Annotated in this window: 24 protein-coding genes and 1 tRNA gene; 13 read left to right on the top strand and 12 right to left on the bottom strand. The window is 44.4% G+C overall.

Annotated features, from left to right (window positions below; all coding sequences use genetic code 11):
- The first annotated feature begins 82 nt into the window (after window positions 1-82).
- Window positions 83-1,078, top strand: coding sequence for an NADP-dependent oxidoreductase (locus LDX50_RS22025; RefSeq protein ID WP_225698371.1), 996 nt, complete (start codon window positions 83-85; stop codon window positions 1,076-1,078).
- 39 nt (window positions 1,079-1,117) lie between these two features.
- On the opposite strand, the gene LDX50_RS22030 is transcribed toward LDX50_RS22025, so the two are convergent.
- Window positions 1,118-2,083 (bottom strand): hypothetical protein, encoded by a 966-nt coding sequence (locus LDX50_RS22030; RefSeq protein ID WP_225698372.1) that lies wholly within the window; start codon window positions 2,081-2,083, stop codon window positions 1,118-1,120.
- A gap of 75 nt (window positions 2,084-2,158) precedes the next feature.
- Here LDX50_RS22030 and LDX50_RS22035 point away from each other — a divergent pair, with 75 nt between their 5' ends.
- Entirely contained in the window at window positions 2,159-2,479 is a 321-nt protein-coding gene (locus tag LDX50_RS22035; RefSeq protein WP_225698373.1) for a hypothetical protein, read from the top strand.
- Here the strand turns inward: LDX50_RS22035 and LDX50_RS31105 are convergent.
- Both LDX50_RS31105 and LDX50_RS22045 read right to left on the bottom strand, forming a co-directional pair.
- Window positions 2,449-2,796 (bottom strand): four helix bundle protein, encoded by a 348-nt coding sequence (locus tag LDX50_RS31105; protein ID WP_225698374.1) that lies wholly within the window; start codon window positions 2,794-2,796, stop codon window positions 2,449-2,451. The genes LDX50_RS22035 and LDX50_RS31105 overlap by 31 nt on opposite strands.
- A 206-nt stretch (window positions 2,797-3,002) precedes the next feature.
- Window positions 3,003-3,084 (bottom strand) — tRNA-Leu (locus tag LDX50_RS22045).
- A 186-nt stretch (window positions 3,085-3,270) separates the two neighbouring features.
- On the opposite strand from LDX50_RS22045, the gene LDX50_RS22050 reads away from it, so the two are divergent.
- Window positions 3,271-4,752 (top strand): M20 family peptidase, encoded by a 1,482-nt coding sequence (locus tag LDX50_RS22050; RefSeq protein WP_225698375.1) that lies wholly within the window; start codon window positions 3,271-3,273, stop codon window positions 4,750-4,752.
- Window positions 4,753-4,791: 39 nt separating this feature from the next.
- On the opposite strand, the gene LDX50_RS22055 is transcribed toward LDX50_RS22050, so the two are convergent.
- Window positions 4,792-5,178 carry a hypothetical protein gene (locus LDX50_RS22055; protein WP_225698376.1) on the bottom strand — a complete coding sequence of 129 codons (387 nt, stop codon included), beginning with the start codon at window positions 5,176-5,178 and terminating at the stop codon, window positions 4,792-4,794.
- A 134-nt stretch (window positions 5,179-5,312) separates the two neighbouring features.
- Between LDX50_RS22055 and floA the strand changes: the two genes are divergently transcribed.
- Window positions 5,313-6,218, top strand: coding sequence for a flotillin-like protein FloA (gene floA, locus LDX50_RS22060; protein WP_225698755.1), 906 nt, complete (start codon window positions 5,313-5,315; stop codon window positions 6,216-6,218).
- 72 nt (window positions 6,219-6,290) lie between these two features.
- On the top strand, window positions 6,291-7,100 hold the full coding sequence (locus LDX50_RS22065; RefSeq protein WP_225698377.1) for an FRG domain-containing protein: 810 nt from the start codon (window positions 6,291-6,293) through the stop codon (window positions 7,098-7,100).
- A 111-nt stretch (window positions 7,101-7,211) separates the two neighbouring features.
- Here the strand turns inward: LDX50_RS22065 and LDX50_RS22070 are convergent, their stop codons facing one another.
- The 3 genes from LDX50_RS22070 to LDX50_RS22080 form a co-directional block, all read right to left on the bottom strand.
- Window positions 7,212-7,811: a nitroreductase family protein gene (locus LDX50_RS22070; RefSeq protein WP_225698378.1), complete on the bottom strand. Its 600-nt coding sequence runs from the start codon at window positions 7,809-7,811 to the stop codon at window positions 7,212-7,214.
- A gap of 3 nt (window positions 7,812-7,814) precedes the next feature.
- Window positions 7,815-8,525: a pirin family protein gene (locus LDX50_RS22075; RefSeq protein ID WP_225698379.1), complete on the bottom strand. Its 711-nt coding sequence runs from the start codon at window positions 8,523-8,525 to the stop codon at window positions 7,815-7,817.
- Between the two features lie 95 nt (window positions 8,526-8,620).
- On the bottom strand, window positions 8,621-9,463 hold the full coding sequence (locus LDX50_RS22080; protein ID WP_225698380.1) for an AraC family transcriptional regulator: 843 nt from the start codon (window positions 9,461-9,463) through the stop codon (window positions 8,621-8,623).
- 117 nt (window positions 9,464-9,580) lie between these two features.
- Between LDX50_RS22080 and LDX50_RS22085 the strand changes: the two genes are divergently transcribed.
- The 5 genes from LDX50_RS22085 (at window position 9,581) to LDX50_RS22105 (ending at window position 15,036) form a co-directional block, all read left to right on the top strand.
- Entirely contained in the window at window positions 9,581-10,321 is a 741-nt protein-coding gene (locus LDX50_RS22085) for a hypothetical protein (protein ID WP_225698381.1), read from the top strand.
- Window positions 10,322-10,549: 228 nt separating this feature from the next.
- Window positions 10,550-10,867, top strand: coding sequence for a hypothetical protein (locus LDX50_RS22090; protein WP_225698382.1), 318 nt, complete (start codon window positions 10,550-10,552; stop codon window positions 10,865-10,867).
- A gap of 73 nt (window positions 10,868-10,940) precedes the next feature.
- Complete coding sequence (locus LDX50_RS22095) at window positions 10,941-12,497, top strand: SulP family inorganic anion transporter (protein WP_225698383.1); 1,557 nt, start codon at window positions 10,941-10,943, stop codon at window positions 12,495-12,497.
- Between the two features lie 66 nt (window positions 12,498-12,563).
- The gene (gene can, locus LDX50_RS22100; protein ID WP_225698384.1) at window positions 12,564-13,214 is read left to right on the top strand and encodes a carbonate dehydratase; all 651 of its coding nucleotides are present in this window, start codon (window positions 12,564-12,566) and stop codon (window positions 13,212-13,214) included.
- A 163-nt stretch (window positions 13,215-13,377) separates the two neighbouring features.
- On the top strand, window positions 13,378-15,036 hold the full coding sequence (locus LDX50_RS22105) for a S41 family peptidase (RefSeq protein WP_225698385.1): 1,659 nt from the start codon (window positions 13,378-13,380) through the stop codon (window positions 15,034-15,036).
- 478 nt (window positions 15,037-15,514) lie between these two features.
- Here LDX50_RS22105 and LDX50_RS22110 read toward each other — a convergent pair whose 3' ends face one another.
- Window positions 15,515-17,674: a glutamine synthetase III family protein gene (locus LDX50_RS22110; RefSeq protein ID WP_225698386.1), complete on the bottom strand. Its 2,160-nt coding sequence runs from the start codon at window positions 17,672-17,674 to the stop codon at window positions 15,515-15,517.
- Between the two features lie 476 nt (window positions 17,675-18,150).
- On the opposite strand from LDX50_RS22110, the gene LDX50_RS22115 reads away from it, so the two are divergent.
- Complete coding sequence (locus LDX50_RS22115) at window positions 18,151-19,131, top strand: glycosyltransferase family 2 protein (RefSeq protein WP_225698387.1); 981 nt, start codon at window positions 18,151-18,153, stop codon at window positions 19,129-19,131.
- Complete coding sequence (locus LDX50_RS22120; RefSeq protein WP_225698388.1) at window positions 19,103-19,978, top strand: lysylphosphatidylglycerol synthase transmembrane domain-containing protein; 876 nt, start codon at window positions 19,103-19,105, stop codon at window positions 19,976-19,978. The genes LDX50_RS22115 and LDX50_RS22120 overlap by 29 nt, the downstream gene beginning before the upstream one ends.
- Here the strand turns inward: LDX50_RS22120 and LDX50_RS22125 are convergent.
- Together LDX50_RS22125 and LDX50_RS22130 are read right to left on the bottom strand one after the other, a co-directional pair.
- Window positions 19,970-21,022 (bottom strand): DUF4407 domain-containing protein, encoded by a 1,053-nt coding sequence (locus LDX50_RS22125; protein WP_225698389.1) that lies wholly within the window; start codon window positions 21,020-21,022, stop codon window positions 19,970-19,972. The genes LDX50_RS22120 and LDX50_RS22125 overlap by 9 nt on opposite strands.
- A gap of 445 nt (window positions 21,023-21,467) precedes the next feature.
- Entirely contained in the window at window positions 21,468-22,160 is a 693-nt protein-coding gene (locus tag LDX50_RS22130; protein ID WP_225698390.1) for a head GIN domain-containing protein, read from the bottom strand.
- Window positions 22,161-22,333: 173 nt separating this feature from the next.
- Here LDX50_RS22130 and LDX50_RS22135 point away from each other — a divergent pair, with 173 nt between their 5' ends.
- Window positions 22,334-22,729, top strand: coding sequence for a tellurite resistance TerB family protein (locus LDX50_RS22135; protein WP_225698391.1), 396 nt, complete (start codon window positions 22,334-22,336; stop codon window positions 22,727-22,729).
- 15 nt (window positions 22,730-22,744) lie between these two features.
- Here the strand turns inward: LDX50_RS22135 and LDX50_RS22140 are convergent, their stop codons facing one another.
- Together LDX50_RS22140 and LDX50_RS22145 are read right to left on the bottom strand one after the other, a co-directional pair.
- Entirely contained in the window at window positions 22,745-23,830 is a 1,086-nt protein-coding gene (locus LDX50_RS22140) for an alanine racemase (RefSeq protein ID WP_225698392.1), read from the bottom strand.
- Window positions 23,820-25,550: an amidohydrolase gene (locus LDX50_RS22145; protein ID WP_225698393.1), complete on the bottom strand. Its 1,731-nt coding sequence runs from the start codon at window positions 25,548-25,550 to the stop codon at window positions 23,820-23,822. The genes LDX50_RS22140 and LDX50_RS22145 overlap by 11 nt, the downstream gene beginning before the upstream one ends.
- Window positions 25,551-25,582: the final 32 nt, after the last annotated feature.

The following is a 25,582-nucleotide window of genomic DNA, read 5'->3' on the forward strand; positions in this document are numbered from 1 at the left end:
ACCTTCTTCAGGTTATACCGTCCGACCGCTCATTAAATCGTAACTTACCATCTATCATTCAGTTAAAATTAACCACTCAACAATGAGCAATACGATTTTATTAGATAAAAGACCCGTTGGAACACCTGAATTATCAGACTTTAAATTCACCACCGAAGAAGTTCCTGCCCTGCAGGACGGACAATTTTTATTGGAAACAAAGTACGTTTCGGTAGATCCGTATCTCCGGGGAAGGATGAATGACGCGAAGTCATATATCCCCCCGTTTGAGTTGCACAAGCCCATCGTTTCCGGAATCATTGCCGAAGTTCTGGAATCAAAAAATGACGCGTTTAACAAAGGTAATTATGTTTCGGGTATGCTTCAATGGAAAAAGCAACAGGTTTCTTCAGGAAAAGGGCTTATGAAGGTTGACCCCCGAATGGCGCCGTTATCGGCCTACCTGGGGGTTCTTGGTCTCACGGGTTTAACAGCCTACACAGGCCTCATGGAAATCGGAAAACCGGTGCAAGGAGAAACCCTGGTGGTTTCAGGCGCCGCCGGTGCTGTTGGTAGTATTGTCGGACAAATCGGGAAAATACTGGGATTACGGGTTGTAGGTATCGCCGGGACTGATGAAAAGGTAAACATCCTTAAATCTGAATTTGGATTTGATGAAGGCATCAACTACAAAACCACCAAAAATATGAGAGCAGCAATCGCCGCTGCTTGTCCGGATGGCGTGGATATCTACTTTGACAATGTAGGGGGTTCGATATCCGATGCAGTTTTATTCAGCATAAATCGTTTTGCCCGGTTGATCATCTGCGGAGCCATCTCCATGTACAACGACACGTCTATGCCAACCGGCATCAGCGTACAGCCGTTCCTGATCAGGAACAGCGCGCTGATGCAGGGGTTTATTGTTTCAAACTATGAGGATAAATTCCCGGAAGCCATTCAAAAACTAAGCGGATGGATGAAGGAAGGAAAATTAGCCTACAATGAAACCATTGTGGAAGGCTTTGAAAATATTCCGACAGCATTTCTTGATCTGTTTTCTGGTAAGAACAAGGGCAAAATAGTGGTAAAGGTGTGACCTCCGGGAGGTCGCATTACATCGCCTAAGGACGGACAGCTAACGAATCTCAATCTTCCCCCCATCCCATGGATTTCCTTCAAAGTAAAAATCAATTCCTGTTGATTCCTGGATATCGACCAGTCCGTTTCTTACTTCAATGGGTCTGATCCAGGCATCTGCCCGTAATTGATTGGTAAATTCCACCCTGGATTCCATCGGTGCATCCAGAAAACCATAGAAAGCTTTGCCAGTATCATCCACAACCTGCAGATACCATTCATCGATCATTGCATAATGGTAGGATGAAAGCTGTCCGTTGTTTACGGCTTCCATGAGTTTTGGCTTAAGCCAGGCATAGATTGTATCTTTTTCAGCGTAGGACTGCGAGATAGAATTATGATGACTGAGGATCGTCGACATCCAGACATCATTACCGATCAGCTGTTCTCCGGGATACCCGTAGGTTCCCAGGATTTCAATGAATTCAGCCAGCTGGCGTTCACTGTGTGGCGCAAATTTATTCTCGGCGTACCGGTCCTGCGCTTCGGGGCTAAAGGTAAACAGGGCAAGAAAGGCTTTCTTCTGATCCTTTACAATCATCTTTTTCACCTGTTTCCTAAGGGGTTGGTTCAATGAAGCCTCATATTCTGATCTTAGTTCGGGATATTCCTTCTGGATGCTTTTCCATTTATCGCCTTTCCTGAGGGCTGACAAGACTTCATTTTTCTTGATTGACTTCTTCTTCCATCCCCTGCGAATTCCTTTTCGCAAATAATCGGCCGCTTTTTGATTATCACCCAGGTAAGCTGCAAGCTGGGTTGCGACCTGATATTCCCTCAGGAAAACAAAATCGTAGGATACAATCAGCTGATTATAGATATCCAGTGCCTGTCGATATTCCTCCTGTGTAATCAGGGTCTCCGCGGCAATCACCTGTTGGTGGTAGTGTTGGTAGTCGGGCGAATCCTGAGAAAATCCCGGGGCACCCATCATCACAAGAAGTAAAAATGCGAGGCGATACATTGAATATTATTTCATTTAGAACAAGGTACGGACACGGAAGGCAGGAACAAAGTTGTGGAGGATAGCAGAATGAGAATGGGAATGAGAATGGGAATGGGAATGGGAATGAGAATGAGAATGGGAATGAGAATGAGAATGGGAATGAGAATGAGAATGGGAATGAGAATGAGAAGGAGAATGGGAATGAGAATGAGAATGGGAATGGGAATGAGAATGGGAATGAGAATGAGAATGGGAATGAGAATGGGAATGGGAATGAGAATGGGAATGGGAATGGGAATGAGAATGAAAGTCTATATGGGTTATTTTAGGAGTTTTCTGAGGTACGCTCGTAGTAGCCCAAACATTGAATTTCAATTAATACTTTATTTTTTAAGGTTATTGATCATTGAATAAAGTATCCTGGACATTTCATCACATTCAGCAAGGAGTGTTTCATAATTGGATCTAATTTCCGGGATCTGATTTTTTAACATTTCAAGAAGTGCCACGCATTCAAAAATTGAGCTTCGTGAAATAATAAAAAAATTCCTTCTATCCGGTTTTGTGAACCGACCCGAGCCCTCAGCAATATTCAAAACTACGCTAAGTGATGCCCTATGTAATTGATTTCGATAGGTATGATCAATTTTCTTTGACTTTAGCAACCTATTAACCTCCTGATGAAAATTTACAGATTTTCTATAAACCTCGAGATTCTGAAACTCAAACATTTTTCGAATTAGCTATCACGACGGACAAACCGAAATTGGGAATATCATTCTGCTTCTAAATATGTTTGAGTTAGAAAGAATGATATCATTCTTTCTAATGAATAATATTAATAATGAGAACGAAAATGAGAATGGGTCTTAAACTGATCTAAAATGAAAATGAGAATGAAAAACATCATTCTGCTTCTCATTCTCATTCTCAAAAGTACCCAGGGCCGGGGTCGAACCGGCACGGCCGAAGCCATTGGTGTTTGAGACCAACGCGTCTACCAATTCCGCCACCTGGGCGTATTCCGGGATCAATCAATCCCGAATGGGATGCAAATATGATTAAACCTGAATTCTTATCCAATATACATGTGGGAATTTCACTGTTCAGGACTTGATTTAAATTGAAATAGCAAATCACATCAATACTAATGTTAATTTCTATTCAGATTTGCATTATCCCCCCGGATAACTAACTTTCGAAGAATGATAAGACCCGACATGAAAAAGATTTTCCTTTCCCTCCTTACCATATTTATTTTCCTGATTGCCGTGATGCTTTTTAACACATTCACTTTCGATTCTCAGCAGGTTCATGTGGATCCGGTACCGAAGATCGATATCCCGGCATCCGCTAAAGAGCACATGTCGCAGGCGATCACCATTCCCACTGTATCCAATGAAGATCCTTCAAAGATCGATTCTGCCGCATTTTTCCGGTTTCATGAATTTATTAAAACCACCTACCCGCTGGCTGACTCGCTGCTTGGTATCACCAAAATCAATACTTTCAGTCTGATCTATGAGTGGAAAGGCACAGACCCATCCCTAAAGCCGGTGATTCTTATGGGTCATATGGATGTAGTGCCTGTTGCCGAAGAAAATATCGATAAATGGGACCACCCTCCTTTCGGCGGTGAGATCCGGAATGGCATGATCTATGGCCGCGGCGCCATCGACGATAAGGTGAGTGTCATCGGAAACCTGGAAGCGGTCGAATTATTATTAAGCCGGGGCTTTCAGCCCAACCGAACCATATATCTCTGTTTCGGTCACGACGAGGAGATCGGTGGTATAAACGGTGCCACTGCCATTGTTGAACATTTGAAAAATAAGGGAGTAAAGGCTGAATTCGTGCTGGATGAAGGATTCGCGATTTCACAAGGACTTGTACCCGGTATCGACAAAGACGTGGCACTTATCGGAACCGCAGAAAAAGGATTTGTATCACTAAAGCTATCGGTTGCCCTCGAAGGCGGACATTCATCCATGCCCGGGGAGGAATCAGCGATCGATGTATTGGCCAGGGCAGTTGTCAAACTTAAGGACAACCCTTTCCCGGCAGAAGTAACCCAGCCTGTAAATGATTTTATGGATCATCTTGGTCCCGAAATGCCCTTCACTCAAAAAGTGGCCTTTGCAAACCGGTGGTTGCTGGAGCCGGTCATCATGAATTCTTTTTCTGAATCAGCATCAGGTTCGGCCATGCTGCACACCACCACGGCACCCACCATTTTTAATGCAGGAATCAAAGAAAATGTAATCCCCTACACGGCCAATGCCACTGTCAACTTCAGGATTTTGCCAGGAACAAGCATCCAGGACGTAAAAAATCGTGTTGCAAGCCTGATCAATGATGACCGAATTGTAATTGGTGAGGGAAGTTTTAATTCTGAAGCACCTCAATCCTCATCTACCGATTCTCATGGTTTCGTAACCATACGCAACACAATTAAGGAGATATTCCCGGAAGCGCTCACTTCGCCGAACCTGGTGGTTGGTGCCACGGACTCACGGTACTATTATCCGCTTAGCGATGATGTTTACCGGTTTACGCCTATCCATCTGACACCGGAAACCATCAAGACATTTCACGGAATAAACGAGCGGCTCTCAGTGGAGGATTTTGAAAATGCGATACGCTACTATGTTCGGCTGATTGAAAATGCAACATCCTCCATTGAGTAGCGCAAAACAACATGATATAATCAACTAAGATTTAGCAGATTATTTTCTTCTGAATTTATAAGCACAAGGTTCGATACAGGGAAAATAGACATATAATTCACCCTCCTCGACTTTAAAACCCAACGAATAATTACAATTCACAGGATAGATTTTGCCCTCCTCTATATCAAAGGTGCCGCTCATTCCGGATCCCGCGTTGCAAAGTGATTCAGACGAGATATAGAGGCCTGAAGAAAAGATTTGCAGCTTCAATTCCTGTGTTGTTGGCTGAAAGGTGCCACTGCCGTCGCCCGGATCTGCTAATACTTCCGCCAAATACCATTCCCCGGAAAGGGTATTGTCGAAAATCTCCTTCCCGGAATCGTTTGCACATCCGGTGATCCATATCAACACTACAATCGGAACAAAATATTTCAATGCCGCCATTTTTGATTTTCTTTCATGACCCGGAAGCAGGCTTTAAGGTTGGAAAAATGGCACAAATGCCAAATAAACATTATGAACATCAAAATTATGATCAACATGATGTACCTTGCCGGAACACTCATTACAAACTTACTATGGCTGTACCTTCTCTTCTTACTATTGCAGTCATTCTGGCAGGAATCTGGTTACTGAATTTCATTTTCCCCATCAATCTCTGGATCACCGCCCAGTTTACAGGTGTTAAGATCAACCTGTTCGACCTGGTTTTTATGCGATTCCGGAAAGTTCCTCCCGGCTTGATTGTTCGTTCCATGATTATCGCCCATAAAGCTGGCATTGAACATATTTCCACCAATCAGATGGAAACACACTACCTGGCCAACGGGAACCTGGAAGCCGTAATTAAAGCACTCATAGTTGCCGATAAGGCGAACCTTGATCTGACCTTCAAACAGGCTACCGCCATTGATCTGGCGGGCCGAAATGTACTGGAAGCGGTACAGGTTTCTGTAACTCCATATGTCGTGATAGTACCAGCCATCACAGGGGTTTCAGTCGATGGTATCCAGCTGGTGGCCGTGGCCCGCGTAACCGTTCGCAGTAATATCCAGCGTCTTGTTGGAGGAGCGGGCGAAGAAACAATCAAAGCACGCGTTGGCCAGGGCATCATCTCACGGATCGGAACCGCGCGACATTACGCCGAAGTACTTGAAAGTCCCGAAAGCATATCCAAGCAGGTGCTTGCCAACGGCCTTGACAGTGGTACAGCCTTTGACATTCTCTCCATCGACATCGCCGATCTGGATGTGGGGGAAAATATTGGAGCGGCACTTCAAATTGACCAGGCAGCGGCCGACCTGAATATCGCGAAAGCGAAAGCCGAGGAAAAAAGAGCAATGGCCGTGGCACTGGAACAGGAAATGGTAGCACGTACACAGGAAGCCAAAGCCAAAGTGATTCAGGCAGAGGCTGAGATACCGGCGGCATTATCTGCTGCCTTCCGGGTAGGTCAGCTCTATGGAAAGCGTAATTCAGAATAACAGATTTAATAAAATATTCGGAGGAATCGGGAAAAATTAGATAACTTTTCAATCGATCATCGCAGAAAAACTATGGATTTGAAGGAGGCCCTTACCCCATCCAGCTGGCTGGAATTACAGGAACTATTGTTTCAGGATGCTTTTAATGACCGGCTTGGCAGAGTGCGTTCCCCTTTTATTTATCGTGGCTTATCCCAATTTGAGTACCGACTAAAGACATCGCTGACCCGGCTGGGAGGACCCTACGAAAAACTGGAATTCCACCTGCTGAGAAATTTCAAGAAATACGCGCACCGGCCGGATATTGTTAATAATACCGACTGGGACTGGCTCGCGCTGGCACAACATCACGGCCTTCCCACCCGGCTGCTCGACTGGACCTATTCACCCCTGGTGGCCTTACATTTTGCTACGGCTGATATAACCCAGTTTAATCGTGATGGGGTCATATGGGCGCTAAATTATGAGGAACTTAAGAATTATCTTCCGGATAATTTACGTAATCAGCTTCGACTTGTTGGATCGAATTCCTTTACGACAGAAATGCTGAATGAAGCCTACAATAATATCACCGAGCTTACCAGCCAGACAGATGAGTTTGTAGTTCCTTTTGAACCACCATCACTTGACTCAAGGATTGTTAACCAGTATGCAATATTTACATTTATGTCGCACCCCGGGCTTATGCTTGATGACTGGCTTTTGAATAAACCTGAAATGTACTTTCGCATCCGAATACCCTCTGAGTTGAAATGGGAAATCCGGGACAAACTCGACCAGGTAAATATCAATGAACGCGTTCTTTTCCCCGGATATGAAGGACTGAGCAAATGGCTCAAACGACATTATTCACCAAAAGTCAACAGGGCCGAACCGGAATAAAAAGAAATGTCCGCAGCGCGAACTGCGGACATCCTGATTTCAACACTTCATGCAGTCACGACTCTTCCCTGACGAAGCGCTTTATTACTATAACCGGCTTTGACTAAAAAGTCACATCTCCGGAAAAGATATTACTGAATCTTCCACCGAACGGCGGGTACGAGGACTCTGTTCGCGTGAGTAATACGGTTCTTCAAGCAGATCCGGAACATCCAGCCGGCCAAGTGCAAGCATGGTTAAAGGCCGTATATTATCGGGTAATTGAAATTCCTCTATAACCCGATCCTTGTCAAAACCCTCCATCACATGGCCGTAAACATCCATACTTACGCCCTGCAGCAGCAGGTTCTGGGTGGCCATCCCAACATCATGCCCGACGTTGATATTTTCCTTCCCATTTCTGGCATAGGTTGTTACCCCGAAAACAACCATTAATACAGCTGCATTTTCGGCCCATACCCGGTTTCCGGGAACAAGAAAATCTGCCAGCTTCCTGAACTTTTCCTCATCCTCTTTTGAGGCCACTACAAACCTCCATGGCTGTTCATTCATCGCACTTGGTGCCCATGTAGCCGCTTCAAGCAGCGTCTCAATTTCCTCTGGCATGAGCGGGTATTTACTGAATGACCTCGGGCTCCACCTCTTGCGGATCACATCGAGTACATTGTACCTCGTTTTTGCCTGTTTTATATCTATTGTTTCTATCATCATTTCTCAATTCATAGGTACTTCCATTAACAGAACACGCGATGGCGATGATGCCTTCAGCTGGAATGCATCCGTTTCCAGAATGCCCAATCCGTCACGCGTGGCAAGTTTTTGTTCACCAATCTCTACTTCCCCGTCAAGCACAAATGCATAAACACCGTTTCCTTCCTTATGGATCGAATATTCAGCAGCAGCGCCCTGATCAAATTCACCAATATGGAACCACGCATCCTGGTGTATCCAGACACCCTGGTCATCAGCGTTAGGTGACAGGATCTGATAAAAGGCATTTTTCTCGGCAATTTCGCCAATTGAAATCTGGTCATACCTGGGCTCCACATTCTTTTTATTCGGAAAAACCCAGATCTGAAGGAATTTCACTTCCTGATCCTGATTCTTATTGTACTCGCTGTGAAATACGCCCGTTCCGGCGCTCATCACCTGAACATCTCCCTGCTTGATTACTGTGGTATTTCCCATACTATCCTTATGCTCCAGGTCTCCGGATAACGGAATGGAAATAATTTCCATATTGTCGTGGGGATGTGTTCCAAATCCCCTGCCCGGGGCAACAGTATCATCATTCAGCACACGGAGTTTACCAAAATGTACCCGCTCCGGATCATAATAGCCTGCAAAACTAAACGTATGATATGAATTGAGCCATCCGTGATTGGCGTGACCCCTTGTATTTGATTTGTGCAATATTGTTTTCATAGCTCAAATTTTCTATTTATATGTTATAACGCATAATTTGAAGAAATGATCATGGAGATATCACTTGTTATCATAGCAAAATGTCGGAAATTGTCTCAGATTCTGAATTCACTCGGGGAACGGCCCGTATGATTCTTAAAGTAGCGACTGAAATGAAGGGGATCGCTGAAGCCAAGACGGAAGGCAATTTCCTTAACGGTAAGGTCGGTATGCAGCAATAACCTGCGGGCTTCGGTATCAATCCGGTCCTGAATAAATTCCTTTGCGGTTTGTCCGAGCAGATTCTTGACAACTGCATTCAGGTGTTTGGGTGTAATGAACAGGGCTCCAGCGTACCATTGGACTTTATGCTCCCTGGAATAATTTAATTCCACCAGGTTACGAAACTGACTGAGCAACGAAGTTCCCTGTTCATGCTGATGATTCGTTTCCGGTCTCGCGCATGCTTCATTCGAAAGCACAAGGACAAGCTTCAGTAATGAGCCAAGAGCTTCAGACCTGTAAGATATGGAAGATTCATACAAGTCATACATCAGCGTAAATAGTTGATCAAATCTGTCGATCAAATTTTCGGGAATGATGAGCGGGGAAGAGTCACTACCTGTTCTGAATAAATTGATGCGTTCCAGAAAGCTCATGGAAATATTATTGGCAGAGAGAAATTCTGCGGTAAAGCTGATTACACAGCCCTGTGGTCTGTTGTTTGTCACCAGGTGATGAATCTGACCGGGGTATATGAAATACATCTGATTCTCACCTAACGAGTAATTGGTAAAGTCAATCAAATGAGTTCCGTTACCCTTGTGTACCCATACGATGGTGAAGTAGTCATGCCGGTGGGGTTCACCGGGCCTCCCGCCGGATCGGTCATAGATATCCTCCATGCGATCCATTCGAATGCCCTGAAATGACTCACTGCCAATAGTTCGATCGTTCATTATTATGTGAAAATATACAACAGAAAGGAATCAAGTCCACAAGTGGTGGATTTAATCGTTGAATGACGGTTACGCCTCCACAAAACGGTGTATCAACATGGAACAAATTTTTTAACAATGAAGAAGAACATCCTATTTTTGTCAGCACTGATTACCGTTGGTTTCCTCACCGCCTGTAATGATGAAGGTGAAAAAATCAGTCCCGAAGCTTCCGAAGAAGTTTCACTGTTGGTTGCAGCATCGGTAGCCTCCAACACTTACGGTGTTAATGCACTCCTCCAGGAATCAGTGGCCCTTTACCAAACGGCGCAGGGTTCTGCCAATGGGCGAAGTGCGGTATGTGATTATACAGACAGCGGGTCTGAGCAAATATCGAGTACTGATGGAAGTATGGTAACGTATAATTACAGCTACAGCTACGACGTATCTGTAAATTGCAGTTCCATACAAGTACCCGTCAGCCTTTCCGTTGATTTTACCTACAGTGGCTCCTTCGACGGCCCAAAACTCACCTGGTCACATGACGGAAACGGAGATTTTGAAATCTCACTGGATGCCAATCAAAACCTGGTTTACAACGGAACCTATGACCGATCCGGAGAATATAACGTGAAGGAGCGGGAAAATATCAACGGCAGCTCAAATGTGGATATTACGCTTACCTCACTTACAATTGACCCTGAAACACAAACCATCATTTCAGGATCCGGCCTTTATGAAATTCAGGTTACCCGTAGTGACCGATCCTATACCTTAAAGGGTTCCATCACCTTTAATGGAGACGGAACCGCCAGTCTTATTATCAATGGATCAACCGTTACATTTAATCTGATAAGCGGTAATCTCATCCAGGATTAACAACGCTTATATAATAAAGCAGGCTAAAATTCGAAAAGAATAAATTAATTATATACTTTAAGTAAATGATTCTATATATCTGATTTATAGTATTTTATATACTTACAATAATTGCCCGTTTCCCTAAACCAAATAATATTTGGTTTAGGGAAACTATCTATTTACATCCATTATAATTAAATTGAAAGTATATCAATCCGGGCAATAGCACGAATGCCTGATCATTATATGAATAAATCCACCATCCTAACATTTCTGATCAGTCTCAGCCTGGTATTGTCCTTCGTTACACCCCCTATCCTTTCGGTGGTTTATTCAGAAGACTCAGCATGTTACCACCTGCCGGCAGACGATCATCAACCCGCAGGAGATCAGCATGAAAACGAATGTGAGGACGGAAAGGACTTTTACGCTTATTCGCCTGGATTAACAGACGGAATTACTTTGCAGGAAAACAACAACATTCCGGAATTACTGAATCCATATTTAAGCATGGTTCATTCGGATGTGTTCACTCCCCCTCCGGAGCGGGGCAGCGATACCTGACCAGTTAACGCCACAAGATCAACTCCATAACTTTAACCTGTATTCCTTCGGGATTACATTCAATCAGCCATTTATGAAAACGGGATTATTCTCAAATTTGAAAAATGATTTTCCATCCGGACTGGTGGTATTCCTGGTGGCCCTTCCACTCTGCCTAGGAATAGCACTTGCATCGGGGGCACCATTGTTCAGCGGACTTATATCAGGGATCATCGGGGGTATCGTCATTGGATTCTTCAGCGGATCACATGTGAGTGTTAGCGGTCCGGCGGCCGGACTTACCGTGATTGTTCTGGATGCAATTTTCAGCCTGGGTAGTTTCGAAGCATTCCTCGCTGCAGTCGTAATTGCGGGGATCATCCAGTTTGCATTGGGTGTGGCACAGGCCGGAATCATCAGCCATTACTTTCCTTCCTCCGTCATCAAGGGAATGCTTGCAGCCATCGGACTTATCCTGATCATGAAGCAGATTCCCCATGCGGTTGGCTGGGATGCAGATTATGAGGGCGACTTATCATTTTTTCAGGCGGATGGTGAAAATACTTTTACTGAAATTCTTCGTGCGACAGAATTCATACAGCCCGGAGCACTCATCATTTGTGTAGTATGTCTGGCCATTTTACTGATATGGGAGATCCCGGCGATCCGTCAGAAAATGTTATTCAAACTTATTCCGGGAGGTCTTGTAGCGGTTGCTGCCGGCATCCTGCTGAATCAATATTTCGACGGAAATAATTCTGACTGGGCCCTTCATGGTGAGCATCTTGTAACCATACCTGTGGCTGCTTCCACGGCTGAATTCCTGGGGCAGTTTACATTTCCTGATTTCGGGATACTGACCAATATTAATGTCTATATCGCTGGCTTCACCATTGCTATTGTTGCGAGTCTTGAGACGCTGCTATGCATCGAGGCAACAGATAAACTCGATCCCCTGAAAAGGATCACCTCCACCAACAGGGAATTAAGGGCGCAGGGTATCGGGAATATGGTCGCAGGTCTGATCGGAGGGCTTCCGATGACTTCAGTAATCGTGCGAAGTTCCGCGAACATCGATGCTGGTGCACGATCAAAAATGTCGGCTGTAATTCATGGAGTGCTGCTGTTGCTTTCCATTATCTTAATCCCAACAATTCTGAATTTGATTCCATTATCGGCACTCGCGGCAATCCTGTTGGTCGTAGGATATAAACTAACCAAAATTTCTCTGTTTCGTAAAATGTATCAACTGGGGTGGAAACAATTTGTGCCTTTCATTGTGACGGTAGTCGCGATCTTGTTTACAGACCTGCTGCAGGGAATTCTGATTGGTATGGGGGTTGCCATCTTTTATATCTTACGAAACGTTTACCGATCGCCCTACCGGTTCGAAGAAGATAAGGATGGCCACCGGCAAAGGATCACAATCAAACTGGCTGAAGAGGTTACATTCATTAACAAGGGAAGTATGCTACTTACACTTCGGAAATTGCCCGAAAATTCCATTGTAACGATCGATGGGTCGGGCACACGAAATATTGATTACGATGTCCTTGAGGTCATCGAAAATTTTAAGGAAACAGCCCAGTACAAAAATATTGAGCTAAAGCTTAAATCGGTTCATGATAACCAACCGGGTGTTTTAGGGTAGCAGGGACTATCCATGCTATTTAATAAATAATTAAATTGAAGTTAATATCACATAAAGATCAATATCATGCCAAATAGTATTAAAGAATTGCAGGAAGGGAATATCAACTGGGTTCGGAATACCCTTCGAATGAAGCCGGATTTCTTTGAACGACTTTCAGAAGGTCAACATCCTAAGTTTTTATGGATCGGATGCGCCGACAGTCGGGTTCCGGCCACTGAAATAACGAATGCCTTGCCTGGATCCATTTTCGTCCAGCGCAACATTGCCAATATGGTTGTGCACACCGATAGTAATCTTTTGAGCGTGGTAAACTATGCGGTGAAAGTGTTAAAAGTGAAGCATATCATCGTCTGCGGACATTACGGCTGCGGTGGGGTTAAGGCGGCAATGAGCAATGAGAAATTAGGCTTTTTAGACAACTGGCTGATGCATATCAAGGATGTCTATCGCACCCATGAAGAGGAGTTGAACAATATCAAGGATGATCAAAAGAGGTTTGATCGTTTTGTTGAATTGAACATTATTGAGCAGGTTGGGAATCTGGCTAAAGTTTCATTTGTCCAGGAAGAATGGGAAACAGGTGAATTCCCCTACATTCACGGTTGGGTATATAGCCTGAAAGATGGTCTCATACATGATCTGAACGTGTCGATGAATTCAAATGACGGACTAGAAAAGATTTTCCGTTTCAACCCGTCCAATATAACCGCCTGATATTCTCTCATAAAACGATTACAATCATTATAAAACCCGGAGATTCCGGGTTTTATAATATCCGGTTTACACAGAATTGAGTATCTTCAATGTTGAATGAATGCCTTACAAGGGAAACCAAAAGCTTTCTGCTTACGTTTCCCTGATTAAACCACGAGATCATATGCGTACTTCCTTACGAAAAATGGGATGGGTATTTGCCCTGGCCGCTGCCCCGGTAATTTTCTTTTCGTTCAATGGCCCGGATGACCGTTATTTCGATATCGCCCGGAACCTGGACATCTTTGCCACCCTTTATAAAGAGGTAAATGCGCTCTATGTAGACGAGGTGAATCCGAATACGCTGATGCGCTCAGGAATTGATGCCATGCTGGCAAGTCTTGATCCGTACACGAATTATATTCCAGAGGACGACATTGAGGATTTCAGAACCCAAAGCAGTGGTGAGTATGGCGGAATTGGTGCCGTTACCGGTCGCATTAATGGAAAAGTAAAGGTAATCATGCTGATGGACGGATACTCAGCACAGAAGAACGGACTAAAGATCGGTGATGAAGTGATTGCCATCAACGGGGTTTCAATTGAAAATCTATCCCGTGATGAAACAAATGAATTGATGAAGGGTCAATCCAACAAGGATGTGGAAATGACCGTGAGGCGCTATAATACACCAACCCCCATCAAGTTAACTTTCAAGCGGGAAAAGGTGAAAATCGAAAATGTCCCCTATTTCGGCATGGTAACGGCAGATATTGGAATGGTTAAATTAACCGAGTTCACCGACCAGGCAGGGCGCTCAGTAAAAAATGCAGTTCAGGCATTGAAGGAAAAGGGTGCGAAAAAAATCATCCTCGATCTTCGCGGAAACCCCGGAGGTCTGTTACTTGAAGCGGTCAATACCACCAATGTTTTTATTCCCAAGGGCATGGACGTCGTTTCCACCAAGGGAAAAATTGAAGATAACAACCAGACTTACAAAACACTGGACAACCCTGTGGATACGGAAATACCACTGGCTGTACTGATCAACAGCGGCAGTGCCTCCGCTTCTGAAATTGTAGCGGGGACGCTTCAGGATTATGACCGTGCGGTTATTGTGGGTGAAAAGTCATTTGGCAAAGGACTGGTTCAGGTAAGCCGTCCCCTCTCCTATAATTCACAGCTTAAAGTAACTACCGCCAAGTACTATACTCCATCAGGAAGATGCATTCAGGCGCTGGATTATTCTCATCGCAGACCTGACGGAAGCGTAGGTAAAATTCCGGATTCCCTGAAAACCGAGTTTACCACTAAAAATGGCCGAAAAGTGTTTGATGGCGGCGGAATTGATCCTGATATCAGCGTAGAAGGCGAAGATATTTCCGCTATTGCTTATGTACTTCAAACGAAAGGAATACTGTTCGATTACGCCACCCGGTATTACTATGATAACCCGGAAATTCCGGCAGCCGATCAGTTTTCGTTATCCGATAAGGAATATGAGGCATTCAAATCCTGGTTGAAAACTCAGGATTACTCCTATAGAACCCAGGTTGAAAAGAACCTGGAGGATATGATCGAAAATGCCAGTGATGAGAAATACTATGATCTGATCAAGGACCAGCTGAACGAGCTTGAAGAAGTGATTGAGCAAAGCAAGGAAAAAGACCTTGACCTGTATAAATCTCAAATTAAAACCCTTCTGGAAGAGGAGATTGCCGGCAGATATTACCTGGAACGGGGCTCTATTGAGTCTACGTTTGATGCTGATCCGGATCTTCAGGCTGCAGTTCGGGTACTTAGTAATACCGAAGAATTAGGCACGATACTAAATAAAAAGTAATCATTTCGACAGGGCATATACTACTGTCCTTTGCACGCTCCACCTTCGCTGCTCACTGAGAATAATTCTGCAGAGAACGTATCATATGCGACCCCCGTTACACAGGGGTCGTTTTTCTTTACCATATTTCTCTCACGTATGCGACCCCCGTCACTCAGGGGTCGTTTTTCTTTACCATATTTCTCTCACATATGCGACCCCCGTTACTCAGAGGTCGTTTTTCTTTACCATATTTCTCTCACGTATGCGACCCCCGTCACTCAGGGGTCGTTTTTCTTTATCTGAGCAAAAGAGTAATAAAAAAATGACCCATGCGTTAGCGTGGGTCAAATATGATAGAAATGGCAATATATTTTTAACGACCCCCGAGGAGCGGGCGGTCGCATACAAGCTACGTTTCATTAATAAATCACATTCCCATTCAGCATAAAAAAGGCCATTGAAATTTCAATGGCCTTTTCTTTTTTTCCGTTAATCATTAACGAAGGAACAGCATCTCGCGGTATTTCACAAGCGGCCAGTCCTCATCATCAACGAGTAACTCAAGCTTATCAACAGCGTATCTGATTTTATCGAAGTATTTACCTTTGACGTCATCACAATACGCAATGGCTTTTTCACGTGTGTCTTCTATCTTGTTGACACGTTTCCGCTCTTCAATCATGCTATCGACTTCCGTCTGAATGGTATGAATGTATCCCGAAATTTTCTCGATTACTTTCACAACCTCCTTATTCGAAATTCCAAGTCCTTTCAAACCATTCGCATTCTGTATCAGCTTATTCTGATAATTAACGGCCGTGGGTACAATGTGGTTAGCAGCAAGATCACCCATCACACGAGATTCGATCTGAATTTTCATGATGTAGTTTTCCCAGTAAATCTCATTGCGGGCTTCAAGCTCTTTTTCACTCAATACACCGTTGGCCTCAAAAATCTTCTTCGATTTCTTGGTGATATAAGCATCAAGTGCCCGGGGAGTATCCTTCACGTTTTCAAGTCCGCGCTTTGCAGCTTCTTTCACCCATTCATCTGAATAACCGTCTCCCTCGAATCGGATTTTTTTGCTGTCCTTGATGTATTTACGCAATACGTTTACAACGGCCATACGCTTCTCGGCTCCCTTACCTATCTCCTTTTCGACCTCTGTATAGAATTCATTCAGCTGTTGAGCGACGATCAGATTCAGGACTGTCATAGGAGCCGCAACGTTTTGAGCACCTCCAACTGCGCGGAATTCAAATTTGTTACCGGTAAATGCAAATGGTGAAGTACGGTTACGGTCTGTATTATCAAGAATGATCTGAGGGATCTTATCGATACCCAGCTTCATATACATGTTGTCACCTTTTTCGACCTTTACATTTCCGTTTTTCTCAAGCTCGTCAAGAACTGATGTGAGGGTTGAGCCGATGAAGACCGACATGATTGCCGGAGGAGCTTCATTGGCACCCAAACGGTGATCATTGCCGGCAGAGGCGATACTTGCACGGAGAAGATCTGCATATTCGTATACCGCTTTAATTGTGTTCACGAAGAATACAAGGAATAGCAGGTTCTCACGGGCACTGCTGCTCGGCTTGAACAGGTTGATGCCGGTATTGGTAATGAGTGACCAGTTGTTGTGTTTTCCGGTTCCATTGAGACCAGCAAATGGCTTCTCATGAAAAAGGACTTTCAGGTTGTGACCTTCTGCCACTTTAGACATCACATCCATCAATAGTTGATTATGATCTGTGGCCACATTGATATCTTCAAATACAGGTGCCACTTCAAACTGGCTCGGCGCCACTTCGTTATGTCGTGTACTCACAGGGATACCAAGCTTTAGTGCTTCGATCTCAAAATCCTTCATGAAGTTGTATATACGGGGAGGGATTGAGCCGAAGTAATGGTCGTCCAGCTGCTGACCTCTCGCGGGGTTATGACCAAATACGGTACGTCCACCCATTACAAGATCCGGACGCGCGTTATAAAGGTCTTTATCAACGACAAAGTATTCCTGTTCACATCCCAAAGAAGGCTTTACACGCGTTACTTTCTTATCAAAGAGTTGTACTACACGGGTTGCTGCTGCATCAACGGCATCAACTGCCTTCATTAATGGAGCTTTATTGTCAAGCAATTCACCGGTAAAGGAAACAAAAATCGTAGGGATACAGAGTGTTACCCCATAAATAAACATCGGTGAGGTTGGGTCCCATGCTGTATAACCACGTGCCTCGAAAGTGCTTCGAATACCCCCACTAGGGAAAGAGGAAGCGTCCGGTTCCTGCTGTACCAACGCCGTTCCCTTGAATTTTTCAATTCCAGACAGGGCATCAAAAAATGTATCGTGTTTCTCTGCAGTAGATCCTGTAAGCGGCTGGAACCAGTGAGTATAATGTGTAGCTCCTTTAGTGGTCGCCCAGGATTTAGCCGCAGAAGCAACTGCATCGGCTGTTTCAATATCTATCTTTGTACCCGCATCTATTGCCCTGCTTACTTTTTTGAATACATCGGGAGCAAGGAGTTTCTGCATTTCAAGTAATCCAAAAACATCCCGACCAAAATATTCTGAAATCCGTCCAGGCGATTCAACTTTAATCTTCGGACGGCTATTTGCCCTTTCAAGGGCCGTTTTTCGCAATGTAGTCATGTGGTTGTTGATTTATTTAATGTGTGAACAAAAATATCAATATTTTGACCATGTGGGTAATAATTAACCCACGATTTTGAAAATATATCTCCTTAATTTCAGGAATTGCTTTGAAATCGACCTATCTGGCCAATAAAACAACCTGAATACTAAAAATGATTGATCCCAGTATTTATTCCGGGCTGGAATTCTAATCAAATCTTATTAATTGGGCCAGCTCACTGTGTTAAGCAGGCACAATAACATCACCTGGATTGATCATCTCTATTACGACAGCGGCTATAGGATTCATCAGGGAAATAAAGCTGGAAATATTGGCAAAACAGATGATTCTGGTCAGGAAAAACAGTAATACACAGTAATTTCTCCTCAGATGCACCAATTATCCGTAAATTCAGTGTCTAATAAGCAGCTTACTTATTTGGAACAAAAAAGATATTAATTACGTAGCTTACTATATCAGTTTTTAATTGGTGATGGAACTTGCTCCCCTCAAAATTTCGGTGGTTACAACCATGCTTAACGAACGCGAAAACGTTCCTTATCTCGTTGAAAGCATTGATAATGCATTAAAGGGGTTTAATTACGAGGTAATCTTTGTTGATGACGGATCTAATGACGGTACTGTTGAGGAATTACGGCGGCATCTGGATGATCCCCATCACATTGTAGTCCTCAACCGGAATTACGGCCAGACACCAGCCATGGCCGCGGGAATTGAACAGGCCAGTGGAGAATTTATTGTTACCATGGATGCTGACCTGCAGAATGACCCGGCAGATATCCCTCTAATGCTGGATAAACTCATCAGGGAGGATCTCGATCTCATCGTTGGAAATCGGAAAAACCGGAAGGACGGATTTATTCTAAGGAAATTACCAAGCAAAATTGCCAATTACGTGATCAGGAATATCTCGGGTGTTCATGTCCATGACTACGGCTGCACACTCAAGGTTTTTCGGCGGGAAACAGCCAAAAACTTGCAGCTTTATGGAGAGATGCATCGTTTTATTCCTATTCTGGCCAGTTTCGATGGTGCACGAATTTCGGAGATGAATGTAAAGCATCATGCACGCAAGTTTGGCAAATCTAAATATGGGATCGGTCGAACAATGCGTGTGTTAAGCGATCTGATTCTGTTGTTATTTTTTCAAAAATATTTAAAACGTCCCATTCATTTATTCGGACCGGCCGGGCTCATTTCCATAGGACTGGGATCGGTAATTTATTTTTATCTTCTCATTTTAAAAATCCTCGGGCAGGATATATGGGGAAGACCCATACTCATCCTTGGTGCAATCTTCCTGATCGGGGGTATTCAACTTCTTACTTTCGGCATCATTACGGAACTTATTATGCGTACTTATTATGAATCTCAGCACAAAGCAACCTATAAAATCAGGCGCATCATCTCCAAACCGATCAAAATTGAATCAAAGGTTAAAATTCATAATTAAGGTTGCCGGAACCGTCCTTGCGCTTTATCTGCTCCTCAGACAAATTGATTTTAGTGCTTCCCTAAAACATCTCACATCCACCAATCCAATATTTTTGCTGCTTGCGCTGATCGCATTCAACGCATCACAGGTAATCAGCAGCGTACGGTTGAATAATTTTTTTGGCCGGATAGGAACATACCTCTCGGTAAATTTCAATCTGAAACTTTATTACATCGGGATGTTCTATAATCTCCTGCTCCCGGGTGGCATAGGAGGTGACGGATACAAAGCATACCTGCTAAATTCAAAATTTGGCACTTCCTTTCCATCTCTAGTCAGGGCCATGGTCGCCGACAGGATTAACGGGCTTATGGCTATTTATCTGTTGGTTATAACCATGTCACTTTCATTAATGCCGCGATTGCCGGACCACCCGTCCTGGATCAATTGGTTGCTGCTTTTGGCCTTACCATTCGGCATCTACCTGTATTACCGAATATTTCCATCGTTTCGTTCGATTTTACCAGCAACTTTTGGACTTTCCCTGAGCATTCAGGTATTGCAAATGGCCTGCGTCGTCGCCTTGATTTACGGATTAGGCATACACCAAGAATACCTACCCTATCTCGCAATTTTTCTGGTATCTTCAGTAGCGACTATCATACCGATCACGGTAGGCGGACTTGGGTTAAGGGAATTGGTTTTTCTCTACGGAGCGCAGCTATTTGGCCTGAACCAGGAAATTTCTGTTGCGATTTCAATGCTTTTTTTCCTAATAACAGTACTTAGTTCACTTATCGGCCTGGCCATTCATTATTCGTTGAATGAACGGCACTGGAAAGGTGAAGGACGTCAATTACCCTGACTTCAGCAGTACATCAAGTTTGTCATTGGCATGTTTACGATCGAAGTCGGGAAGATCTGAGGTGCGCTCCCGGGTTTCTGCTGTGGTTCGTGCTAGTTTTTCTACCCTGTTGGTTTCAAAAGGATATTCAACTACCCGAATCTGATTATCATACGGACCTTTATACGAGATCAGCTTCACAAAGATCGGGGCAGTTTCAACTGCGAGAAATAATAAAATAATAAAAATATTGGCCATCCATATGGCACTACTCTTGGCAGTAAGACGGCTTAGTGCATCCATTCGGGCCGCAGGACCATCCGCCACCTCGGCATTCATAGCAGCACGGTCGGCCAGCATGGCACTATCAAGAGATACCAGCCTTGTTCGCTGCTCTGCAATCAGGCCCTCGTTCCGTTTGCTGATTTCATTGAATTCCGCCTCGGCCCGGTCGGCATCGGCTTTTTTAATCTTATAGATCGGCCCGGCATTACGTTGCATGGTACCACCTGTTCCATCTGCTTCTTCCCGGGCTATACGGGCAAGATCATCACGTATCGCGGCTTTCTGATTGATTTCATTCTGCAAACTTTGGATTTGATTTTCGGCCAGGTTACGATCTGCCTCATACCTGCCGCGAATCAATTCTTCCTGCTGCTTTTTCTTTTCCTGATGCATCACAAGCAATTCCTCACCAATCTCCTTTTCAAAAATTTTGAGTTCGAGCGGTTTGGCGATTACCAAAGAAATGAGCAGTGCAAGCAACAGTCTTGGTGTTGCTGTAAGCAGTTGTTTCCAAAGTGATCCTTCCTTTCTCATCCCGGAAACTATATAGCGGTCGAGATTAAAAATCATCAATCCCCAGACGATTCCGAACAAGCCTGCCCAAATCACACTGTCGAAAACAGTGTACAAGGCATAACCTGCAGCAACGGCAGCAAATAATCCGGTGAAAAATATGGTTGCCCCGATACCTGAATATTTGGAAGACTCACTGGGACATTGCTCGAGGGTGTCAAGATGTGCTCCTGAACATACCCAAAAAAAACGAGTGATGCGATTCATGCGGTGATAACGTAAAAAGTTCAGTTGTGTTGTTCTACCACAATAGATATGCCATGAATTAAATCAGCCTCCTTAAGCAGCATTGTACAATTCGCAATTTCAGGTATGTTCAAAAACGTACAATATCTGTACGATTTTAACACTTTTTACAATTAGCGAACATTTTTTCCGTTTTACTCGTTATGCATACTTGTTTGGTACTTTATTTAATATTCAAACTGATTTTTTAAAACTGAACAGAAAGAACATGATCAATTTTTCAATTCAGAAGTTGTCAGGCAAATGGAAGAACGTATCACAGTTTGATACATCCGCTCACGCTGTTGCCGATGATTATTTCAGGCATTTTCACGTAGCGTTATTGAATTTTGAATTAAATCAACAGGAAGAGCGCCTTCGCTCTAGACGAAAAAAATAACCCTGACATTATCTGCCAGGGCCTGTTTTAATCTCCTGATTTTCTGACGGAGCCTCCGCTGCTGCTATCCGTCTGTGACCTTGTGGGGTTGCCGCGATATTTCACGGAACCTCCGCTGCTGGCATGAGCCTGGATCGAATTTTTGGCAAAGACCTTGGCATCGCCTGCACTGCTTGCCTGCACCTGAACCGCATCAAGGATAAGGTCATACGCATCTACATCACCTGCACTGGACACATCAATATTGGCATTTTGTGCTTTGCCACTAATTTCAAGATCTCCTGAGCTGCTTACGCTAATCTGGAGCAACTCAGCTTCCACTTCCATTTCGGCAGATGCGGCACTTGATATTGAAATATTAAGTCTGTTCGTACGCAGAACACCTTCGGTATAAACATTGCTGGCGCTGGTAGCCGTAATACCATCAAGTTTTCGATAGGTAGCATATACTTTAACGGTATGCCGGTAATTACCAGGGCGCATACCAATTTTCAATGTGCCGCCCGATACTTTCGTCTCAACATCATCAAACCGGCCATCCTCGATTTCAATTCTAAGCTTGTCTTCAGACCCTGGTATCAGGTAAAGATCAATGGCTTCGCCTACTTTAATTTCACTGAAAGAACCGACATTTCGTTCCTGGGATTGCTGCGAAAATACTGTGCCGGATGCCAGAAACAGTGCGGCTACGAATAAGAATAAGGTATACTTGGTTTTCATGCTTTTAAAATTAATATTCAATCCAAAGACAAAACAAGACATCAAGGGTTGCATCAGTGGTTCATCAAATGTTGAAATAACTACAAGTGTAATAATTCGGCGGTATTTTGACCAGTTCCGTGCCGGATTTTTAAATACATTTAAGCTTTGAAAAACGCAATCATTTTTTAATCATGGTACAAGAAAGACTTAATGTATTGATACAGCTGGCAGCCAGTGATAATCAGGTGGCTGAGAAGGAAGCCCGACTGATCCACATGATCGGACAGTCAAATGGCCTGTCCAGGGAAGAAGTTGACCAAATGCTGGGTAATCCGGCAAAGCCGATTGGAGATCTCAGCACGCTCAGTAGCGATCAGAAATTTGAACATTTGTATCACGTGGTGCAACTGATGAAAGTGGACGGACAGGTATTTAAAAGTGAAATAGCTTTCTGCCAGGATATTGCCGAGCGACTTGGATACAAGAAGGGCGTAATCGCAGAGCTTTCAAGTAAAATTTTCAGCGACCCGGCGATCACCTCCGATCGGGATCATCTGAAGAAGAAAACACAGAAATTTCTGAAATAAAAGAAGGCCGGTGCTTCACCGGCTTTTTTGGTAATGATCAAGGTAGACACCATTAAGTGTCAGGTATTTTGCCATGCATTCAGCTGTAAGGCATGAATGCACCGGTAAAATTGCCAAAACATCCCCCGCTTTGGCTGTTACGCCATCCAGTCTGACCATCCCATGCTCCTGTGAAATTCGTTCCAGGCTGCCCACAACCGAATCCTCCCATCCGGAAGGGTTCAGCATGGCGACCTTTCCGAAGGATTTATCGTCGAGCTGTTCCTTTGAAAAATGGACGGCACCGCCATACAACGTAACCACCGGCTCAATGGTCTTTTCAGTGACAACCGGACAGCATAGAACCACTCCGATATCATCAACTTCGCAGACACCAATATGGACCTGCATCATATCATAAAAAACGAAATTACCCGGACTCAAATCGGTGATAATATCCCCAAAATCATCCAGCACAGTACATCCCGGAGTATCACCATAGCACACGCCGATCTTTTTCTCGAAAACCGCCGCTACCTGCTCGAGACGGTCAATGGCCTCGTTGGCGGTTTTTTTCACTTCTTCCCTGCTACGGCAGGCATACGTATGTCCGGCATGTGAATAAATGCCGGCAAATTCAAGAAATTCAGACTCCTCGATCAGCGCATACAGGCGCATAATCGCTTCAGGATTATCATACCTGATCCCCGTTCTTTCGCTTCCCGTATCAATCTCGACAAATACCCTCAATTTGTGATTAACGAGTTTACTGATCTGTTCAGCGACGTCTTCGCTATCCACCAGGATCGAAATATCAATTTTTGAGGCCAGCTCATCGATACGATCGATCTGCCTCAGGTTGCATGGAAATGCAATGGTAATGTTATTCCAACCATTGGATGCGAAATATTCTGCCATGCCAACGGAAGAAACGGTAATATGGGATACACCCTCATCCCGAAACCATTCCCCAATCGCCCGGGACTGATGAGTTTTAAAGTGAGGCCTGAATACCTTACCCGCCCGGGCAGCTTTTGTAACCATCCTGTGGATATTCCTTCGAACCCGTTTTTCGTCGATCAGGAGCGTAGGTGTTCGAATATGTGACCAGTTATTTTTCATATACAATACGTCCGTCAATGATCGTCATTGCCACGTTTATATTCAAAATGTCGCTTTCAGGAACCGTCATAATATCCTGATCCAGCACGGTAAAATCGGCCAGCTTACCTACTTCTATAGAACCCGTAAGATCTTCCATAAATGCACCATAAGCGGCATCGAGGGTATAGGAGCGTAATGCCTCCTCCCGACTCATCCTTTGATCCGGCTCATACCCTTCCTCCGGTGTTCCTTCAAGGGTTTTTCTAGCCACACTTGCATAGAATGAAGCAATGGGATTTATTGGTTCAACCGGTACGTCTGTGCCGTTTACAATCCTCGCACCCGACTGAAGAAGTTTCTGCCACACATAGGCACCTTCCACAATACGTTTCTCTCCAAGACGGTCAATTGCCCATGGCCTGTCTGAAGCCATATGAATCGCCTGCATGGCAGGTATCACGCCCAATTCACCAAATCTTGGAATATCTTCCGGATGTAAATGCTGGGCATGTTCAATACGGTAGCGGTGATCTGCTGCAGCACCAGGATTTGCCACGAAAGCTGCTTCGTAACGGTCCAGAATTTCCTGATTGGCACGGTCACCAATTGCATGGGAACAAATCTGAAAGCCATATTTCAAGCCTTTTTCGGCCATGTCCTTAACGACAGACATGGGAAGTGTCTCATGACCGTAATGTCCGGCACGATCCGTATAAGGTTCGAGCAACCAGGCTCCACGAGAGCCTAACGCACCGTCACAATTAAGCTTAACTGAACGAATATTAAGCCACCCTGTAGTATCAATTTTTGGGCCCCGCTGAAACCACTCCTCTACATAATCAGGCTCAAATCCTGTAACCATCACATACAGCCGCACACCCAGTGAATCCTTCGCTTCATAACTGCGGTACAATTCAATGGTCTCCCGTCCAACTCCTGCATCATGAAACGCCGTTATTCCATTCTCCCAACTGTTTTGGACCGCCAGTGCGAACGCTTTTGCCTGACGTTCAGGGGTATTTTCCGGTGTGTTCTTGGCTAAAAGCCCCATTGCACGCTCATTAAAGATTCCTGTTGGATTACCCAGTTCATCACGAATGATCTCACCACCTTCCATTTCCATGTTCTGCATACTCTCCGTACTCATTGGCAGTACACCCGCAATTTCCATGGCTTTGTCATTAGCGATCAGGGCATGACCTGAGGCATGCCTCAGTACCACCGGATTATCCGGAGATACTTCATTTAATCCGTCATTCGTAGGGAACCCTTTGATCATTTCTTCAGCTGGCATATTCCACTTGCTCTGATGCCATCCCCGTCCGACGATCCATTCTCCGGGCTGTGCCTTGTCAACCGCTTCCTTCACGCGATCCACCATTTCCTGGTAGCTTCTCACATCCATCAGATCCAGATCCAGCTTGTTATACCCCATTCCCATGAAGTGACCATGTCCTTCCACCCATCCGGGCGTCATGGTTTTCCCGTTCAGGTTAACCTGCCTGGTGTTTTCAGTAATATATTGCTCCAGTCCGGCTGCCGGTCCTGCATATATAATTCGCTTGTTGGCAATTGCCACTCCTTCCACCACCGGATTGGTCTGATCCATTGTGTAGATTGTACCTCCGCTGATCACCATATCGGCGGTCACGGGGTTTTCCTTCGAAGTACAGCCATTCATGGCTATGTAAGAAATGAATGTAAATAACAGTAGCCAGAGCCTTTGTTTTGATACCATGATATGTATGTTTGTTTAGCTTGAATCGTTAA

It is taken from the genome of Fulvivirga sedimenti (assembly GCF_020328055.1).

Excerpts from the sequence above, each read along its gene's own strand:
- LDX50_RS22025 (WP_225698371.1), top strand. The coding sequence starts at position 83 with ATGAGCAATACGATTTTATTAGATAAAAGACCCGTTGGAACACCTGAA.
- LDX50_RS22030 (WP_225698372.1), bottom strand. The coding sequence starts at position 2,083 with ATGTATCGCCTCGCATTTTTACTTCTTGTGATGATGGGTGCCCCGGGA.
- LDX50_RS22035 (WP_225698373.1), top strand. The coding sequence starts at position 2,159 with ATGGGAATGAGAATGGGAATGGGAATGGGAATGAGAATGAGAATGGGA.
- LDX50_RS31105 (WP_225698374.1), bottom strand. The coding sequence starts at position 2,796 with ATGTTTGAGTTTCAGAATCTCGAGGTTTATAGAAAATCTGTAAATTTT.
- LDX50_RS22050 (WP_225698375.1), top strand. The coding sequence starts at position 3,271 with ATGATAAGACCCGACATGAAAAAGATTTTCCTTTCCCTCCTTACCATA.
- LDX50_RS22055 (WP_225698376.1), bottom strand. The coding sequence starts at position 5,178 with ATGGCGGCATTGAAATATTTTGTTCCGATTGTAGTGTTGATATGGATC.
- floA (WP_225698755.1), top strand. The coding sequence starts at position 5,313 with ATGGCTGTACCTTCTCTTCTTACTATTGCAGTCATTCTGGCAGGAATC.
- LDX50_RS22065 (WP_225698377.1), top strand. The coding sequence starts at position 6,291 with ATGGATTTGAAGGAGGCCCTTACCCCATCCAGCTGGCTGGAATTACAG.
- LDX50_RS22070 (WP_225698378.1), bottom strand. The coding sequence starts at position 7,811 with ATGATGATAGAAACAATAGATATAAAACAGGCAAAAACGAGGTACAAT.
- LDX50_RS22075 (WP_225698379.1), bottom strand. The coding sequence starts at position 8,525 with ATGAAAACAATATTGCACAAATCAAATACAAGGGGTCACGCCAATCAC.
- LDX50_RS22080 (WP_225698380.1), bottom strand. The coding sequence starts at position 9,463 with ATGAACGATCGAACTATTGGCAGTGAGTCATTTCAGGGCATTCGAATG.
- LDX50_RS22085 (WP_225698381.1), top strand. The coding sequence starts at position 9,581 with ATGAAGAAGAACATCCTATTTTTGTCAGCACTGATTACCGTTGGTTTC.
- LDX50_RS22090 (WP_225698382.1), top strand. The coding sequence starts at position 10,550 with ATGAATAAATCCACCATCCTAACATTTCTGATCAGTCTCAGCCTGGTA.
- LDX50_RS22095 (WP_225698383.1), top strand. The coding sequence starts at position 10,941 with ATGAAAACGGGATTATTCTCAAATTTGAAAAATGATTTTCCATCCGGA.
- can (WP_225698384.1), top strand. The coding sequence starts at position 12,564 with ATGCCAAATAGTATTAAAGAATTGCAGGAAGGGAATATCAACTGGGTT.
- LDX50_RS22105 (WP_225698385.1), top strand. The coding sequence starts at position 13,378 with ATGCGTACTTCCTTACGAAAAATGGGATGGGTATTTGCCCTGGCCGCT.
- LDX50_RS22110 (WP_225698386.1), bottom strand. The coding sequence starts at position 17,674 with ATGACTACATTGCGAAAAACGGCCCTTGAAAGGGCAAATAGCCGTCCG.
- LDX50_RS22115 (WP_225698387.1), top strand. The coding sequence starts at position 18,151 with ATGGAACTTGCTCCCCTCAAAATTTCGGTGGTTACAACCATGCTTAAC.
- LDX50_RS22125 (WP_225698389.1), bottom strand. The coding sequence starts at position 21,022 with ATGAATCGCATCACTCGTTTTTTTTGGGTATGTTCAGGAGCACATCTT.
- LDX50_RS22130 (WP_225698390.1), bottom strand. The coding sequence starts at position 22,160 with ATGAAAACCAAGTATACCTTATTCTTATTCGTAGCCGCACTGTTTCTG.
- LDX50_RS22135 (WP_225698391.1), top strand. The coding sequence starts at position 22,334 with ATGGTACAAGAAAGACTTAATGTATTGATACAGCTGGCAGCCAGTGAT.
- LDX50_RS22140 (WP_225698392.1), bottom strand. The coding sequence starts at position 23,830 with ATGAAAAATAACTGGTCACATATTCGAACACCTACGCTCCTGATCGAC.
- LDX50_RS22145 (WP_225698393.1), bottom strand. The coding sequence starts at position 25,550 with ATGGTATCAAAACAAAGGCTCTGGCTACTGTTATTTACATTCATTTCT.